This window comes from Actinomadura sp. KC06 (genome assembly GCF_004348735.1).
In the GTDB taxonomy this organism is placed as follows: Bacteria; Actinomycetota; Actinomycetes; order Streptosporangiales; family Streptosporangiaceae; genus Spirillospora.
Map to the genome: position 1 here is coordinate 63,534 of NZ_SMKT01000009.1, position 16,405 is coordinate 79,938.

General features: G+C 70.6%; 15 protein-coding genes. 7 read left to right on the plus strand and 8 right to left on the minus strand.

The features are described 5' to 3' along the window. Positions 1-45 precede the first annotated feature (45 nt). Complete coding sequence (locus E1287_RS05265; RefSeq protein ID WP_279503223.1) at positions 46-1,017, plus strand: asparaginase; 972 nt, start codon at positions 46-48, stop codon at positions 1,015-1,017. Between the two features lie 23 nt (positions 1,018-1,040). On the opposite strand, the gene E1287_RS05270 is transcribed toward E1287_RS05265, so the two are convergent. Beyond that, on the minus strand, positions 1,041-1,991 hold the full coding sequence (locus E1287_RS05270; protein WP_243718642.1) for a LysR family transcriptional regulator: 951 nt from the start codon (positions 1,989-1,991) through the stop codon (positions 1,041-1,043). A gap of 69 nt (positions 1,992-2,060) precedes the next feature. On the opposite strand from E1287_RS05270, the gene E1287_RS05275 reads away from it, so the two are divergent. Both E1287_RS05275 and E1287_RS05280 read left to right on the plus strand, forming a co-directional pair. Continuing rightward, entirely contained in the window at positions 2,061-3,245 is a 1,185-nt protein-coding gene (locus E1287_RS05275) for a CaiB/BaiF CoA-transferase family protein (protein WP_131963674.1), read from the plus strand. Between the two features lie 21 nt (positions 3,246-3,266). Next, the gene (locus E1287_RS05280) at positions 3,267-4,433 is read left to right on the plus strand and encodes an acyl-CoA dehydrogenase family protein (protein WP_131963675.1); all 1,167 of its coding nucleotides are present in this window, start codon (positions 3,267-3,269) and stop codon (positions 4,431-4,433) included. Positions 4,434-4,488: 55 nt separating this feature from the next. Here E1287_RS05280 and E1287_RS05285 read toward each other — a convergent pair whose 3' ends face one another. From E1287_RS05285 to E1287_RS05305, 5 genes are all read right to left on the minus strand, one after another. Then, the gene (locus E1287_RS05285; protein ID WP_131963676.1) at positions 4,489-5,082 is read right to left on the minus strand and encodes a TIGR03086 family metal-binding protein; all 594 of its coding nucleotides are present in this window, start codon (positions 5,080-5,082) and stop codon (positions 4,489-4,491) included. 108 nt (positions 5,083-5,190) lie between these two features. Further along, positions 5,191-5,427: a hypothetical protein gene (locus tag E1287_RS05290; RefSeq protein WP_131963677.1), complete on the minus strand. Its 237-nt coding sequence runs from the start codon at positions 5,425-5,427 to the stop codon at positions 5,191-5,193. Between the two features lie 179 nt (positions 5,428-5,606). Continuing rightward, positions 5,607-6,581, minus strand: a complete 975-nt coding sequence (locus E1287_RS05295) for a LysR family transcriptional regulator (protein ID WP_131963678.1) — start codon at positions 6,579-6,581, stop codon at positions 5,607-5,609. Positions 6,582-6,810: 229 nt separating this feature from the next. Next, on the minus strand, positions 6,811-8,802 hold the full coding sequence (gene ligA / locus E1287_RS05300; RefSeq protein WP_207934024.1) for an NAD-dependent DNA ligase LigA: 1,992 nt from the start codon (positions 8,800-8,802) through the stop codon (positions 6,811-6,813). Positions 8,803-8,871: 69 nt separating this feature from the next. Further along, positions 8,872-9,849 carry a helix-turn-helix domain-containing protein gene (locus E1287_RS05305; protein ID WP_207934025.1) on the minus strand — a complete coding sequence of 326 codons (978 nt, stop codon included), beginning with the start codon at positions 9,847-9,849 and terminating at the stop codon, positions 8,872-8,874. A gap of 72 nt (positions 9,850-9,921) precedes the next feature. Here E1287_RS05305 and E1287_RS05310 point away from each other — a divergent pair, with 72 nt between their 5' ends. After that, positions 9,922-11,295, plus strand: a complete 1,374-nt coding sequence (locus E1287_RS05310) for an MFS transporter (RefSeq protein WP_243718643.1) — start codon at positions 9,922-9,924, stop codon at positions 11,293-11,295. On the opposite strand, the gene E1287_RS45410 is transcribed toward E1287_RS05310, so the two are convergent. Beyond that, complete coding sequence (locus E1287_RS45410) at positions 11,296-12,033, minus strand: hypothetical protein (RefSeq protein ID WP_243718644.1); 738 nt, start codon at positions 12,031-12,033, stop codon at positions 11,296-11,298. It abuts the gene before it with no gap. Here E1287_RS45410 and E1287_RS05320 point away from each other — a divergent pair. Continuing rightward, positions 11,978-12,322, plus strand: a complete 345-nt coding sequence (locus E1287_RS05320; protein WP_243718646.1) for a nitrilase-related carbon-nitrogen hydrolase — start codon at positions 11,978-11,980, stop codon at positions 12,320-12,322. The genes E1287_RS45410 and E1287_RS05320 overlap by 56 nt on opposite strands. Here E1287_RS05320 and E1287_RS05325 read toward each other — a convergent pair. After that, positions 12,297-13,217: a carbon-nitrogen hydrolase family protein gene (locus tag E1287_RS05325; protein WP_131963682.1), complete on the minus strand. Its 921-nt coding sequence runs from the start codon at positions 13,215-13,217 to the stop codon at positions 12,297-12,299. The two genes, E1287_RS05320 and E1287_RS05325, sit on opposite strands and share 26 nt — an antisense overlap. A gap of 108 nt (positions 13,218-13,325) precedes the next feature. Here E1287_RS05325 and E1287_RS05330 point away from each other — a divergent pair, with 108 nt between their 5' ends. Both E1287_RS05330 and E1287_RS05335 read left to right on the plus strand, forming a co-directional pair. Next, positions 13,326-13,898, plus strand: coding sequence for a DUF6506 family protein (locus E1287_RS05330; RefSeq protein WP_131963683.1), 573 nt, complete (start codon positions 13,326-13,328; stop codon positions 13,896-13,898). A 145-nt stretch (positions 13,899-14,043) separates the two neighbouring features. Continuing rightward, positions 14,044-16,380: a serine/threonine-protein kinase gene (locus E1287_RS05335; RefSeq protein ID WP_207934026.1), complete on the plus strand. Its 2,337-nt coding sequence runs from the start codon at positions 14,044-14,046 to the stop codon at positions 16,378-16,380. Positions 16,381-16,405 lie beyond the last annotated feature (25 nt).

The window sequence follows — 16,405 nt, forward strand, 5'->3', positions numbered from 1 at the left end:
AAGGGGGAATGGGGTCTGAACGCGCGGGATCGGCCACTGGTCACGGTGTTTTCGTTGGGCGGGACGATCGCGTCCACCGAGAAACCGGGCGGCGGCGGTGGGGGCGGGGTCGCGCCGCGGCTCGGAGCCAAGGAACTGCTGGAGGGTGTTCCCGGGCTGGACGGCTCGGTCGGGCTGGAGGCCGTGGCCTTTCGGCGATGTCCGTCCGGCGATCTCGCCTTCGAGGACCTCATCGCCTTGGCTGCGGAGATCAAGGCGCGGTTCGAGGCCGGGGCGGCGGGGGTCGTGGTCGTCCAGGGGACCGACACCATCGAGGAGACCTCGTTCGTTCTCGACCTGCTGATCGACGCGCCGAACCCGGTCGTCGTGACCGGGGCCATGCGCAACCCGACGCTGGCGAGCCCGGACGGGCCGGCGAACCTGCTGGCCGCCGTCCAGGTCGCCGCGTCGCCCGAGGCGCGGGGGCTCGGATGCCTGGTGGTGCTCAACGACGAGGTCCATGCGGCGCGGTTCGTCAGCAAGACCCATACGACCAGCCCCGCGGCCTTCCGCTCGATGACGGCCGGACCGGTCGGCTGGCTCGTCGAGGGGCGGCTCAGGATCGCGCTGCGGCCCGCACCGCTGCCCGCCGTCCCGGTGCCTGCCGGGCCCGTGGCACCGGTGGCGCTGCTGACGATGTGCCTCGGGGACGACGGACGCCTCATCGAGCGGGTCGGTGCCCTCGGCTACGCCGGGGTCGTGGTCGAGGCGTTCGGCGGTGGCCACGTTCCCGCGCGTACCGTCGCGGCTCTGGAGCGGCTGGCCGCGACCGTGCCGGTCGTGCTCGCCTCGCGAACGGGCGCCGGTGACATGCTCCAGGCGACGTACGGCTTTCCCGGGTCCGAGCGCGACCTCATCGCCCGCGGGCTGATCCCGGCCGGGTTCCTTGACGGGCCGAAGGCGCGCGTCCTGCTCAGCCTGCTGCTCGGGAACGGCGCCGGCCCCGAGCAGGTGCGGACGGCGTTCGCCAAGGTCTAAGGCTCGGACGGCCGCGCCAGGGTCTAGGGCTCGGATGGTTGCGCCGACGGCCACAGTCCTCGGCGCAGGGCCGAATGAACCTGGCGGGCCAGTTCTTCGACCACGACGTGGGTGGCGGGTGCTCGCCGTCCTGTCCGGGGTGTGCCGAGCACGATGGACCGCCACGTCGTGGGTTCGCACAGCGGCGCCGCGCTCAAGGAACCGTTGGCGACGTCTTCGGCGATGCCGACGCCGGGCAGGACGGTCCACCCGTGACCGGCCCGGACGAGCTGTTTCTGCACGTGCATGGAGTTGGTCTGCACGACGACGTTCATCGCCGTCCCGGCCCGTGCGGCGGCCGCGTCGATCAGCGCGCGCAGCCCGTGCCCGGCGGCGGGCATCACCAGGGGATGCGCCGCGACCTCCTCGAAGGGGACCGGGACGGCGGCCAGGAGCCCGGCCGTGGGCGGCGCGACCGCCCACAACTTCTCGCGCACCAGGGGCTTGACGTTCAGCGACGGGGTGTCGTCCAGGTCGTACAGGAGGCTGAGGTCAAGGTCGCCGTCGTCCAGCCACTGCTGCAGGTGCCCGGAGTACGCGGTGAGGACGCGCAGGTCGATGCCCGGATGATCGCGGGCGATGGCGGACACGAGCGGCTCGGCCAGCAGGTCGCTGGAGCTGTCGAGCAACCCGACGGTCACGATGCCGGTGACCGCGCCGGGCGCCGGCTGGATCTCCGCACGGGCCCGCTCCAGCTCGTTCAGGGCGCGCCTGGCGCGTTCGAGCAGGATGAGCCCGGCGTCCGTGGGACGCATCCCCTGCCGGGTCCGCTCGAACAGCGCGACGCCCAGGTCCTGCTCCAGGGCGCGGATCTGCCGCGTCACCGCCGGCTGGACCAGGTGCAGCACCTCTGCCGCCCGGGTCACGCTCCCCACTTCGGCCACCGTGACGAGCGCTTTGAGCTGCTTGACGTCCAAAGGGTTCCACCGCACCATCTGGGATCAGCATGGAGATATCAGGAATCAGTATTTTACTCGCGGCAGCATGACCATCGATGATGAGGCATGACCGAACGTCCGCTTTCCGGTGTCACCGTCGTGAGCCTGGAGCAGGCCGTGGCGGCGCCGTTCGCCACGCGGCAGCTCGCCGATCTCGGCGCCCGCGTGATCAAGGTGGAGCGGCCCGGGGGAGGGGACTTCGCCCGGCGCTACGACACGACGGTGCACGGGCAGTCGAGCTACTTCGTGTGGCTCAACCGGTCCAAGGAGTCGCTGACCCTGGACGTGAAGTCCGCGCGCGGCCGCGAGGTCCTGGAGGAACTGCTCCCCGGGGCCGACGTGTTCGTGCAGAACCTGGCCCCGGGCGCCGCCGACCGGCTGGGGCTGGACGCCGCGTCCCTGACCGCCCGGTATCCGGCGCTGATCCCGTGCACCGTGTCCGGATACGGGACGTCCGGACCGTGGGCGGACCGGAAGGCGTACGACCTGCTCGTGCAGTGCCAGACCGGGCTGGTCTCCTTGACGGGCACCGACGGGGCGACCGCGCGCGTCGGGGTGTCGGTCGCCGACATCGCCGCGGGCATGTACGCCTACTCCGGGATTCTCACCGCGCTCTACACCCGGGCCACCACCGGCTCGGCGCACGCCGTGGAGGTCTCGCTGTTCGAGGCCCTGGGGGAATGGATGAGCCAGCCCGCTTACTACACGCGATACGGGGGGACGCCGCCGCCGCGAATCGGCACGCAGCACGCCACCATCGCCCCGTACGGCGCCTACACGGCGGCCGATGGCGGGCAGGTGCTGCTGTCCGTCCAGAACGAGCGGGAGTGGGCGGCGCTGTGCGAGCGGTTCCTCGAGCGTCCGGACCTGGTGGACGATCCGCGGTTCGCCACCGGATCCGCGCGGGTCGCCCACCGGGACGAGCTCAACGCGATCATCGCCGAACGGTTCCGGCGAGCCGGCGGCGACGAGGTCATGGAATCGCTGGACGAGGCGGGAATCGCCAATGCCGGGGTGAACGGCGTCCCCGAATTCGTCGCCCACCCGGTGCTCGCCGACCGCGGACGCTGGCACGACGTGGACCTTCCGGGCGCCGTGATGCAGGCCCTCCAGCCGCCGGCGGACCTGGCCGGGATCCAGCCGCGAATGGATCCCGTGCCCGCCGCCGGAGAGCACACCGAACGAATCCTGACCCAACTGGGACGCACCGCAGCGGAGATCGACGCCCTCCGCGCCGACGGCGTGATCTGACCGAGCGAGGAGGGGCACAAAGTGAGCACCCTGGACATCCTGTCTTCCGACGAGCGCCTCGTCGTGGAGACCGTGCGCGCCTTCGTGGACGACGAGGTCAAGCCGTCCGTCCGGGAACTGGAGCACGCCAACACCTACCCCGAGGCGCTGATCGAGCAGATGAAGCGGCTCGGGATCTACGGCCTGGCGATTCCCGAGGAATATGGCGGAAATGCCGTCTCCCTGCCCTGCTACGTCCTGGTCACCGAGGAACTCGCACGCGGCTGGATGAGCCTGGCCGGTGCGATGGGCGGCCACACCGTGGTCGCCAAACTGCTGCTGGACTTCGGGACGGAGGAGCAGAAACGCCGCTACTTGCCGAAAATGGCGACCGGCGAGGTGCGGGCCACGATGGCGCTGACCGAACCGGGCGGCGGCTCCGACCTCCAGGCCATACGCACCACCGCCCGCAGGACCGACCGGGGCTACCTCGTCACCGGCGCGAAGACCTGGATCAGCAACTCCAGGCGCTCCCGGCTGATCGCCCTGCTGTGCAAGACGGACCCCGAGGCCACGCCCGCGCACAAGGGCATCTCGATCCTCCTCGTGGAGCACGGGCCCGGCCTCACGGTCTCCCGCGACCTGCCCAAGCTCGGCTACAAGGGCGTGGAGAGCTGCGAACTCACCTTCGACGACTACCGGGCGCCGATCGACGCCGTGCTCGGCGGAGCCGAGGGCAAGGGGTTCGCCCAGATGATGAAGGGGCTGGAGACGGGCAGGCTCCAGGTCGCCGCCCGCGCGCTCGGCGTCGGCCGGGCGGCGTTCGAGGACTCGCTCGCCTACGCGCAGGAGCGCGAGTCGTTCGGCAAGCCGATCTGGCGGCACCAGGCGATCGGCAACCACCTCGCCGACATGGCCACGTCGCTGACGGCGGCGCGCCAGCTCACCCTCTACGCCGCGCGGGAGGGCGAGGCGGGACGGCGGGTGGACATGGAGGCGGGCATGGCCAAGCTGTTCGCGTCCGAGACCGCCATGCAGATCGCGCTGAACGCCGTCCGGATTCACGGCGGCTACGGCTATTCGACCGAGTTCTGCGTCGAGCGGTACTTCCGCGACGCCCCGCTGATGATCGTCGGTGAGGGCACGAACGAGATCCAGCGCAACGTCATCGCGAGCCAGCTCGTCAACCGAGGCGGCCTCGATTCGTGAGCCGGACGGCGGCTGAGCCGGCGTCCGGGCAGGCCCGGCGGGACCGCGGCGGTTGTCAGGGCGTCCATTCCGGGTCGCGGCCGAGGTAGCGGAGGAGGGCGGCCACGTCGTCGTCACCGGAGTGCTCGATGGCCGCGGCGTACGCGCCGTACTGGCGCAGCGGCTCGACGATCTGCCTGGCGACGTCCAGCAGCGGGCGGGCCAGGCCGGGGGTGAGCGGGGACGGCCGTCCGGTGGCGACGGCGATGTCCCAGGCGTGGACGGCGGCGTCCAGCGCGGCGGCCCCGGCGCCGACCTCGGGCTTGAGAGACCCGGGCGGGACGGGCACGGACACCGATTCCGCGTCGCGGTCGACGGTGGCCCAGGCGGCGGCGCTCGCCGACACCGAAGGCTCCAGGAAGTCCATCGGCGACCCGTCGAGCTTGCCGGACGGCTCGAAGGGGTCGTAGTGGGGCCCGGGCTCGCCGGTGATGCAGGAGGCGTAGGCGAGCTGGTCGCCGGCCGCGTGCTGGACGACTTGGGCGACGTTCCACTCGGAGCACGGGGTGGGGCGTCCGAGGTCCTGGTCGGAAAGGTCGCGGACGGCGCCGCGCAGCGCCTCGTGGGCGGCGTCGAGGACGGGCCAGCCGGAATCGATGATCTCGCTCATGCCGTCCAGTCTAGCAGAACGGAATGATACGTTCCACTATTCGGGAGGGGGTGGTGCCCCGGCCGCCCGCGGGGAGGAGTGGAGAGCACACGGGCGGCCGGGGAGGTCTCACGGCTTGCCGGACCCGACCGTGTACCCGCCCGAACCGCTGTTGGCGTGGACGCGGTACCGGAAGGTGTCCGGGTCGCCGTGCTGAGTGGTGGAGCTGCCCTGCGCCTGGCCGTCCGTCCGGATGGGGAGCGCGCCGCCGGGGTCGCCGGGGCCGGCGCAGCTGCCGGTTCGGATCCGGCCCGTCACCGCGCCCAGCGGGTACCGGGTGCTCGCATACAGCGGTCTGCGGGCCATGTGGCACTCCTGGGAACAACGGGGGCAGGTGGAGAGATGGGAGTCCATTCGCGGGTCTCGGAATGGCGCCCACGTTGAAGGGTGGCATTCCGGGAGGCATATGGGGCCTGCTAATTCTGCATAGCCTCCGAGCTATGCCCCCGGAACCGGGGATACGAGCGGCCCGGCCGGGCACGTCCTCAGGCGGCGGGGACGTCGATGATCTGGGGGCGCGCGTCGGGATTGTCGGCGAGCCAGCGCTGCGTCGCGATGTTCCGCTGGACGATCGGCCGGTAGAGATCGTGGAACGTCCGGTGCAGGATGTCGATCTCGCCCGCCGGCATGCCGGCGGTGCGCCAGCGCAGGACCCGGTAGGCGTCGGTGACGTGGTCGGCGAGCGCGACGACGGTGATCCCCTCGGGGGCCAGCCAGGTCGGCGACGCGAGCGCGATGGCGAAACCGGCCGCGACGAACCCGACCATGACGTTGACGTCCGCGCCGGCGTACCGGAACCGCGGCGTGAACCCGGCCGTCTCGCAGGCGGCGCGCAGCAGGGCGGTGCCGCCGTCGTCGCCGCCCTGCGGCGGGATCCACGTCTCCCCGGCCAGATCGGCCAGGCTGACCCGGCTCCGCGACGCCAGCGGATGGCTGGACGCGATCGCGATGCCGCACGGCTCGATGGTGATGACCCGCTCGCTGATCCCCGGCGGGCACTGTGGGGCGTGGTGGTCGGCGACGCGTCCCATGAGGGCGACGTCGACCTGGTCGTTGGCGAGCCGGCGGGTCAGGACGGCGCCGGAGTAGTCCAGGGTGGTGCTGATCGTGCGGTGCGGCAGCTCGCTCTCGAGGCTGCGCAGCCACTCGCCCAGCAGGATGTGCGGGTGCGTGCCGAGCCGGATGCCGGTCCGGGACCCGTCGCCCGGCACGGTGGCGAGGAGGTCGTCCACGTCGGCCAGCACACCGCGGGCCCGGGCCAGGACGTGCCGTCCCAGCGCCGTGGGGGTGATCCCCTGCGGGCCGCGGACGAACAACGGCCCGCCGAACGCGTTCTCGATGCGGCGGAGCTGGTTGCTGAGTGTCGGCTGGGACACGCCGAGGCTCGCCGCGGCGCGCGTGATGCTGCCCGTTTCGGCGACCTGGCACAGCACCCGCAAATGGCGCAGTTCCACCTGCATAGCCGTGAAGCTATGCCGAATTGACTAGGCCCCGCAAGTGCGACGTGAATTTCACATTTCATTCTATAAACACTGAATGCTTCTGTGGCGCTCGTCCTTAAATGCGCATGCGCCGCGACACTGCGTGATGGACGATAAATGTCACGACATCACCATGACATCCCTGCCTTTTCACGTGCGGTCCCTGCACTATCGAAAGCCGTTCGTCCCTTCCGGGACACCGATGCGATCAGATGACTCCGGCTTCGGACAGCCAGCGCCACAGTTGCGCCTGGTCGACGACGGTGACTCCGAGCTTCTCGGCCTTGCCGGTCTTGGCGGCGCCGACGTTGTCGCCCGCGAGCAGGTAGTCGGTGGTGGCCGAGACCGACGAGGCGGTGGTCGCGGCGGCCTGCTCGACCAGGCGCGTGACGTCCGGACGGCTGATCTTCGCGCCCGAGCGCGGATCGATGAACGCGCCGGTGATCACGACCGCCTTGCCCTTGAGCGGGGAGTCGCCCGCGGCCATCGCGTCGACCGGGCGGTCCTCGTCGAGCACGTCGAGGTTCACGCCGCGCTCGCGCAACGCCGCGATCTCCTCCTGGACCTCGGGGCGGGCGAAGAAGGCCACGATGCTCTCGGCGGCCTTCGGGCCGATGTCGCGGATCGCCACCAGGTCTTCGACGGTCGCCGCCGCGACGTCCTCGATGCGCTCGTAGCCGGCCAGGCACAGGCGCTTGGCCGTGCCCTCGGACGCCATCGGGATCGCCAGCCCGATCAGCGCGCGCCGCAGCCCCATCCCCGTGGAGGACGCGATCGAGTCGACCATGTTCTTGGCGCTGACCTCCCCCATCCGCTCGTAGCCGAGCAGCTGCTCGGCCGTCAGGTCGTAGAAGTCGCTGCGCCGCCTGAGCACGCCGTCCTCGGCGAGCTTCTCGATCCAGGTGTCGCCGACGCCCTCCATGTCGGCCGCCGGGCGCGACGCCCAGTGCATCAGCCGCCGCGTCGCCTGCGCCGGGCACTGCAGGTTCAGGCACCAGCGCTCCTCGCCGGTGCCGCGGACCTCCAGCTCCGAGCCGCACGACGGGCAGCGCTCCGGCGGGATGATCTCGACCTCGCTCCCGTCCCGCCGCTCCGGCAGCGAGCGTCCCGCGAACGGGATCACGTCGCCGCGCCGCACGACCGCCACCGTGTCGCCGATCTGCAGGTCGCGCTCGCGGATCAGGCGCGGGTTGTGCAGGGTGATGTTCTCCACCGTCACGCCGCCGACGAACACCGGCGCGACCTTCGCCCGCGGCGGGACGCGTCCGATCTTGCCGACCGGCCACTCGACCGACAGCAGCGTCGTCAGCTTCTCCTCCGGCGGGTACTTGAACGCGATCGCCCCGCGCGGCTCGGCGCTGTTGAAGCCCGCCGCGTCGAACGCCGCCGGCTCGTGCAGCCGCACGACCGCGCCGTCGATCTCATAGTCCAGCCCGTCGCGGCGGCCGCCGATCTCGTGGATCGCGTCCATCACCTCTTCGACGGTCGTGCACACGTACCGCGCGACCGGCTCGAAACCCTCCGGGTCTTCTATCGCGACGCCGTCGCGGTCGGTGCCGAACGCGAAGAACCGCAGCACCCGCTTGGCCTCGGCGGCCGCCTCGGGGTCTTTCAGCACCAGCGTTCCGGCGGCGCCCGACCGCGGGTTGGTCAGCGTCCGGTCAGGGTGGGCCTCGTTGTAGGCGGTCCACACCGACCGGAGCATCACGGCCTCGCCGCGGACCTCGATGCGCCCCGGCAGCTCGATCTCGGTCGGCAGGCCGGGGATCACGTGCCGCACCTTCTCGGTCACCAGCTCGCCGACCGCGCCGGTGCCGCGCGTGGCGACGTAGTCGAGCTTCCCGTCGGTGTAGACGACGCTGAGCGAGAGCCCGTCGAGCTTCTCCGACACGCGGAAGACCTGGCCGCCGAACCGCTCGCAGAACGTCCGGATCTGGTCCTCGCCCGTCGCCTTCGCCAGCGACAGCATCGGACGCGCGTGCCGCACGGTCGGCCCGGCCAGCTCCGCCGGAGCGTTGACCTTGCCGAGCGGGCTGTCGGCCGGTTCCAGCTCCGGATGCTCGGCGACGAGCGCTGCCAGCTCGTCCTTCAACGCGTCGTAGTCGGCGTCCGGGACAGGGCTGTCGCCGGCGCCGTAGTACAGGTCGTTCAGCCGCTTGACCTCGGCGGTCAGTTCCGCGATGCGTTCTCCAACGTCCACCCCTCGATTAAACGCGATGACACCGACACTGTTCATCACCCGTGATTGCGGGGACCGGCGCGCGGACGTTCAGCGGAAGGAGCGGCGGTAGGCGGCCGGGGTGGTGTTCAGGGCGGTGTGGAAGCGGCGGCGGAGGTTGACCGCCGAGGAGAGCCCGACGCGGGCGGCGATGGTCTCGACGGGCAGGTCGGTCTCCTCCAGCAGGGCCCGGGTGGCGGCCAGGCGGCGTTCCAGCAGCCAGCGGGCGGGCGGGACGCCGAGCCGGCCGGTGAACTGGCGGGTGAGGGTCCGGGGAGAGACGCCGGAGTAGGCGGCCATGTCCTCGACGGTGATCTGGTCGTCCAGGCGCGAGAGGAGCCATTCGAGCAGGGGCGCCAGGGAGTCCGGCATGGGGCCGGTGGTGGGGAGGGGAGGGTACTGGCGCTGGCAGCCCTCGCGGTGCGGTCCGGCGGCGAGCTGGCGGCCGATGCGCATGGCGTGGGCCGCGCCGTGCTCTTGGAGGACCTGGTGAAGGCAGAGGTCGAGGGTCGCGGCCGATGCTCCGGCGGTGGCGACGTCGCCGTGGTCGACGTAGATGACGGTTCCGTCCGGGACGACGCGCGGGTGGCGGGCCGCGAGCTCGTCGGCCAGTTCCCAGTGGACGGACGCGCGGCGTCCGTCCAGGAGACCCAGGGCGGCGGGGATGAAGACCCCGGCGGCGACCGCGACGATGCGGGCCCCTCGGGCATGGGCGTCGGACACCGCCTGGAGGACGGCAGGTGAAGGGACGAGCGTCCAGCCCGCGATGACCACGGTGTCGGCGTCATCGAGGGCTTCGAGACCACTCTCCACCTGGATGGGGACGCCGAGCGTGGTGGGGAGGGAGCCGGGACGTTCGGCGCACAGGCCGAAGCTGTAGTGCTGGGGGATGGCGGGCCCGTGGTAGCCGAAGACCGCCGAGGCGGAGGTGACCGGGTAGAGCTCCTGGTTCGGGGCGACCAGAGCGACCACGCGATGCGGGCTGGACGGCGCCGGCGGCGTTTCCGGGCACTCCGGGGGCAGGGGCATGGCGCAAATGTACCCAACGATGTCATATAGGACACCAGCGCCCTGACCTGGAAATATCCAGAATTGGGGATCATGTGGACGAGGAACTTCACCCTCTATTTCGGGGCCCGCACGATCTCGCTGCTCGGCGACGCGATGATGCCCGTCGCCTCGGCGCTGGCGGTCGGGAAAGTCTATGGGATCGCCGGCGTCGGCTACGTGCTCGGGCTCTGGACGGCGTCCGCCGTGCTGGTCATGGTGTTCGGCGGTGTCGTCGCCGACCGGATCGGCGCCCGCCGCCTGATGATCGTCGCGGACGCGATCAGGGTCGTCACCCAGGGCGTGGTCGCCGTCGCCTTCCTGGACGGCGCTCCGCCTTACGCCCTGCTCCTGGCGATGGCGTTCCTGTCCGGCACGGCCGCCGGGCTGTTCGAGCCGGGCGTCAACGGCATGGTCCCCTTGGTCGCCAAAGACCCTCAAAGGGCCAACGCGACGCTGAAGATCGCCGAGGCGCTCACCCACCTGGCGGGCCCCGCACTGGCCGGAATCCTCATCATCGCCGCCGGACCCGTCGTCGTTTACACAGTGGACGCCGCGACATTCCTGCTAAGCGGCGTATGCCTCCTACTGATCCGGGTCGCAATTCCCAAGCCGTCACCCTCCAACGTTTTCAGCGACCTGCGGCGAGGTTGGGAGGAGTTCAGGGCCAGGAGCTGGATGTGGTCGGTCATCCTGGTCTGGGTGTTCTGGGGCGTCCTGGTGATCGGCCCGTCCGTGCCGCTGTCGTCGCAGGTCATCGGGGACGACTACGGCTGGGTGATGGCGGCGCTCGGCCTCGGCACCGTCCTGGGCGGGCTGGTCGCGATCAGGCTCAGACCGCGCCGGCCGCTGGCGGCCGGGGCGATCGCGGTGAGCGGCTACGTCCCGGTACCGCTGACGGTCGCGCTCGAACTCCCGCTCCCGCTGCTGATGGCCGGACACCTGCTCGGCGGCTGCGCGCTCGCGTTCTGGTCGGTGATGTGGTCGACCAGCGTCCAGACACAGGTCGCGCCGGACGTGCTGAACCGCGTCAACGCCTACCAGATCGCCGGTTCCGTCGCAGGCATGGCCGCCGGCCAGGCCCTGGCCGGCCCGGCCACCACCCTGGTGGACCCACGCACCTTCATGCTGGGCTCGACCGCGGCGACCGTCGGCATAGTCGCCGCCCTCCTGCTGATCAAGCCGGTCAGACGGCTGGGCCGGGAGCCTCGAAATCCCGAACATCGCCGTGTGGCCGGATGTCAGAGGCGGACCTCCCGCCGGGACTTGACGCCGAGCTTGCGGATCACGTTGGCGACGTGTTCCTCCTCGCACCGCTCGCCGCCGCGGCGCCGCCGGTGGCGCGCGCGAAGTGCGCCCGGCACGCCGCCAGGGCCGCCTGCGGCAGGGGAGCGTCGAGATCGTCGAGCCCGGAGCCGAGGTCGGTGATCAGGGCGCGGGCGTCCTCGACGCGCCCGCTCGCCAGGTACGCCTCGACGGCCTGGGGGCCAGCTCGCCGGCCCAGGCCCAGATCCGCTTGGCACGCAGCAGGATGGCGCCGCGATCGGCGTAGGTGCAGGCCGCGTCCACGTCACCGCGGCTCAGCGGCATGGTGACCATGCCGCCGATCGCGGCGATCGCGACGGGAATGATCGCGGAGTCGGGCCGTGCCATGCCGGTCGCGTGGAAGCAGGTCTCGGCCAGGTCCCAGTCGCCGTGGGCGGTGGCGAGCCAGCCCCTGACCAGGTGCACCTCGCAGGTCAGCGGCAGCAGGTGGGCGTAGGTCTGGACGAGCCGCTCGGCCCGCTCCTCCAGCCCCGTCCAGTCGCCGCCGAGCCAGTCCAGCCTGATCCGCGTGGTCTCGGCGGTGCCGACCACGTAGGGCGCGCCCACCTGGGTGGCCAGGCTCGTCCCGGTGCGCAGGTACTCCCGTGCGCGCTCGTAGTGCCCGATCCACGAGCACGAGTCGGCCAGGTTGCAGTGCGCCCGGGCGAGTTCGCGGGCCTCCTCGACGTCGAGGCCGAAGCTCGCGGGCAGCAGCTCGATGCGGCTCCACGATTCGGGATCTGCGCAGATCAGCCTGCGGTTCCCGGAGGTCTGGCGGGCGCTGACGGACGCCGGCGCCGAGGCGGTGGCGGTCCCGGCCGCGTGGTCGGCGCGGGTGCGCGCGCACTGGCGGCTGCTCACCGCCGCCCGCGCGGTCGAGCAGCAGGTTCTGATCCTGGCCTGCAACGCCGCCGGCACGCACGAAGGCGTGACGCTGGCCGGCGCCTCCCGCGTGGTCGACCCGTGGGGGACCCTCCTGGCGGAGGCGGGCGAGGCCGAGGAGATCCTGCGCTGCGACATCGACCCGGGCGTGGTGGCGCGGATCCGCGAGGAGTTCCCCGTCCTGCGCGACCGCCGATCCGTGCGGTCGGGTCCGCCGGGACGAGGCGCGCCGTCGAGCGTCCTCAGTCGAGGAACTCCGCCGTGGTGAGCCGGCGGCGATCGACCTGGAGGTGGAGGACGTCGGCGCGGGCGTAGTGGCCGGTGGGGTCGAAGTTCTGACGTTCGGCGCGGACGGCGGCGGGATCGATGTCGGCGGTGACGAGGCGTTCCTCGTCCGAGACCGGAGGGGCGATCCACTGGCCGTCGGGCCCGGCGATGGCTGAGCCGCCGTCGTACCGGGACTTCCGTTCGGCGAGCTGGTCGTAGAAAGGAAAGTCGGTCGGGATATCGGCGTAGGAGAACAGGGCACCGGCGGCCAGGGAGTAGACACGGCCTTCGAGGGCGATGAAGCGGGTGATGTCACCGGTGAGCCTGGACGAGCCAGGCCAGACCGAGACATGCAGGTTCTCGCCTTGTGCATAGAGGGAGTGCCGGGCCAGCGGCATCCAATTCTCCCAGCAGATCAAGCCACCGACCGTGAGGTCGCCGACCTGATGGGTGCGCAGCCCGTGACCGTCGCCGATGCCCCAGACCAGCCGTTCCTCGTGCGTAGGCATCAGTTTGCGGTGGACGCCGACGATCGCGCCGTCCGAAGAGATCGCGACAAGGCTGCAGTAAACAGTGCCGCGGACGCGTTCGGTAATGCCCAGATAGGTGAATACCTTCAGATCACCGGCGGCCTCGACGATCGTGCGTAGTTCGGGACCGTCGAGCTCGACGGCGGCGTCCACATAAGCGGCATAGGCGCGCTTCTGGTCGGGATCGTTGAACCGGGCTCCGCCGGTCTGCTCCACCCAGAACGGATAGCCCGAAAGGAACGTCTCGGGGAACGCGACCAGCTCAACATTGTCCGCAGCCGCCCGCTGAAGAAAGTCCACCACCTTGGCGACCCCGGCGGCGGAGTCGAGCCAGGGACATCGAGCCTGTGCTGCAGCGACACGCATACCGGTGATCTTCCCAGAAGCACCCCCGACCCACCACAAGCCACCCAGCGACGCGGCGTCACATGTCGAGTTGACCTCAACTCTGGTTGAGGTGGCAGCCTGCTGGACATGAGCGAAGACAAAGTGGTCATTTATGAGGAGACCGGTGCCGACCCCTGGACCGACGTCATGACCGTCCAGAACGGCAGCGGACGCACACGCGTGCGGGCTGTCGGCAAGCAGGAGGAGATGGTCGAGCTGGTCACCCGGCTGGTCGGCGAAGGGGTGACCCAGATCGAGATCTGCGGCGCGTTCGGTGCGGTGTGGCACGCCGCAGCCGGGCGGGCGGCCGATGGAAAGGTGCCCGTCGGGGCCATCTACTACGGGTTCGAGTCGCTGACCGGTGTCGCCTCGTACAAGTCGCGTTTCGAGGCCGGGGACGTCCTTTCGGAGGCGTTCATCATCGTGCACGAAGGCGCCGACCCCTCGGGCGACGTGGTGACTCACGAGAGGGCCGACGGCGGCAGGACGACCTTCGTGGCGGTTCCCGACGAGGCCACCGCCGGTGAGGTGGCCGAGACAATGGCCGACGACCTGCAATTGATCGAGCTGTACGGCGCCTCCGGCCCGGAGGGAGCCGAGCCCGTCATCCGTGCAGTGGACGGCCGAGTACCCGTCGGCGTAACCGCGTACCGGCGTTAGAGAGCTCGGGAAGCGCCTCACGCCTGACAGTGCGTTGAGTCCGTGATCAACGATTGAGCGCCATCATGGGGATACGTGCAATGGCTGGTCTAATGGGGCGATGCGAGTGGGTTCATCGCAGTGGAGGGTGCCTGGATATACCGAGTTGAAAGAGCTCGGGGCAGGTGCTCAGGGACGTGTGGTGCTGGCGCGTCGTGATGAGTCCGCTGAGATCATCGCGATCAAGTATCTGGCCGCGCGGCCCGACGTGGACACCCGTGCTCTGAGAGCGTTTCGCGGTGAGGCGGAGACGTTGGCCCGGGTGACTGATCCGAACATCGCCCGATTGCACGACTATGTCGAATCGCCTGGCGGTGAGGCCGCCATCGTCATGGAGGCGGTGGACGGGGTCTCCCTGCGGCGGCTGCTGGACGATCGCGACGCGGCCCTTCCCGCGGAGGCCGCGCTGGCCGTGCTCAAGGGCTCCCTGCTCGGTCTCGCGGCGGCTCATGCCGTCGGGGTGGTGCATCGGGACTACAAGCCCGCCAACGTGATCGTCGATGCCGCCGGACGGAGCAAGCTGATCGATTTCGGGATCGCCGTGCTGACCGGTCAAAGCGGTCAGGCGGGGACGCCGGGATATATGTCGCCCGAGCAGTGGCGTGGGGAGCCCGCGACCCCGGCCACCGACCTGTACGCGGCCACCTGCGTTTTCGTCGAATGCGTCACCGGACGCCGGCCGTTCGGCGGTGGTGATGTGCACACGCTGCGGGAGCAGCACCTCACCGCGCCCGTTCCGGTCGACGACGTTCCCGAGCCGTTGCGGCCTCTGGTTGTGCGCGGCATGAGCAAGACGCCGTCCGAGCGTGTCTGGGACGCCGCCGAGTTCGTCGCCGAGCTGGAGACGACCGCGGCCCGGGCGTACGGCCCCGGCTGGGAGCGGCAGGGCCGGGCCGGGCTCGCGGCCGCCGCCGCGGCGCTGGCCACACTGTTCCCGCATGCGATCGCCGGCTCGGCCGCCGCCGTGGGCGTCAAGGGATTGCTGGCCAAGATCGGCGGCGCCAAGACGGCCGCGGCCGTGGCCGGTGCGGCGACGGTCGCGATCACCGCCGCCCTGCTGCTGTGGCCCTCGCCGCCCTACCGGCCGGCCTGGGACACCGGCGCGGTGATTCCGGTCGAAGAGATCCGGGCCGCCCCCGGGGGATTCCTGGCCGCGGGCGGTACGCCGACCGGACGGTTCGAGGTCCTCAAGCTGGATGCGCAGTCCGGCGCGGTCCAATGGCGCCATCCCATGAGCGACCTGCGTCATGGCTTCAATTCCCATCTGCAGGTTCAAGGGGACACGGTCGTATTCACGCAGAAAGCGGGCCAGCGTCTCAACGTCGAACAGATCGTCGCCGTGGACGTCCACAGCGGCCGGGTCCGCTGGCGACATGGTCAGGCCGGGCTCTATCTGTCGAACATCGTCCCCCATTGGTGCGGGACAGGAAGGGTCTGCTTCGGTGTCACGGACACGACACGGCCACCGAGCACGGCCACCGACCGGATCCATATCCTGGACGGCTCGAATGGCGCGAAGTTGTCGGAGTCCGCGCCGCTCGGCTACATCCCCCTGGGAACAGGCCTGCGCGACTCGATCGACCACAAACAGATCGTGCGGACCACCGTCGACGGCAAGGAACTATGGCGGCGGCCAATATCGGAGATCTTCGGCGATGTGAACCCGCTCGAGCTCAGCGTGGCCGACCGCAAGGACGGCGGCGGGCCTTGGAGATCGATCAGCTGGTCCTATCACTACGACCTCCAGTACAAAGACGGCCGCTATGTCGGGGAGATCGGTGCCGGCGGCAAGTTCATTGAGGCCGAGAAGAGATGGCGACTCGATTACGCCACGGTCGCCGCTTTCGACGGGGCCACCGGCAGAAGGCTGTGGGCCGAGCCCGGCACCACCGTGTTCTGCGGCGCGCTCAAGTTCACCATCGAGCATCCCGTCCGGTGCCGGAAGACCGGCTGGATGGACGTGTCCGCCGGCGGGAGCCCCGAGAAATGGCGCTTCAAGGACCTCAGCGTGACCGTGGAGGGTTTCGATCCCGCGACCGGTGAGACACGCTGGTCCTGGCGGGCCGGAGCGGTGCCCGGACTCGGCTTCAGCCTTCCCGACGACATCGAAGGCGACAGAAGCGTGATCCGGATCGACGACCGGACCTACCTCATCCGGACGCTCCACTCCGGCAGCGTCCTGCTCGACCTCGGCTCTGGCCCCCGCCCGGTCCAGGACGAGCCGACGGGCTGGTGCTGGTCCGACGACCTCGTCGCCAAAACCCAGAAAAGCTCCGGCGAGCGTCCCTACTGGACGGACCCGCAACGACGCTGGTGGCCCTGCGATTCCCGCGGCGGCGAAACGAAACTGCCAGGAAGCATCCCCGAATTCGCCGGCGCCCGCTCCGGCGACGTTTTCGCGTGGCCGGGCGGCAGCGGCGTCCAAGCCGTCCATGTGGACTGAACAAGGCCCCAGGACACCCTCGGCT

Coding starts and splice junctions, on each gene's coding strand:
- E1287_RS05275 (WP_131963674.1), top strand. CDS start 2,061: ATGACCGAACGTCCGCTTTCCGGTGTCACCGTCGTGAGCCTGGAGCAG.
- E1287_RS05325 (WP_131963682.1), bottom strand. CDS start 13,217: ATGCGTGTCGCTGCAGCACAGGCTCGATGTCCCTGGCTCGACTCCGCC.
- E1287_RS05310 (WP_243718643.1), top strand. CDS start 9,922: ATGTGGACGAGGAACTTCACCCTCTATTTCGGGGCCCGCACGATCTCG.
- E1287_RS05270 (WP_243718642.1), bottom strand. CDS start 1,991: ATGGTGCGGTGGAACCCTTTGGACGTCAAGCAGCTCAAAGCGCTCGTC.
- E1287_RS05295 (WP_131963678.1), bottom strand. CDS start 6,581: ATGCAGGTGGAACTGCGCCATTTGCGGGTGCTGTGCCAGGTCGCCGAA.
- E1287_RS05290 (WP_131963677.1), bottom strand. CDS start 5,427: ATGGCCCGCAGACCGCTGTATGCGAGCACCCGGTACCCGCTGGGCGCG.
- E1287_RS05285 (WP_131963676.1), bottom strand. CDS start 5,082: ATGAGCGAGATCATCGATTCCGGCTGGCCCGTCCTCGACGCCGCCCAC.
- E1287_RS05330 (WP_131963683.1), top strand. CDS start 13,326: ATGAGCGAAGACAAAGTGGTCATTTATGAGGAGACCGGTGCCGACCCC.
- E1287_RS05305 (WP_207934025.1), bottom strand. CDS start 9,849: ATGCCCCTGCCCCCGGAGTGCCCGGAAACGCCGCCGGCGCCGTCCAGC.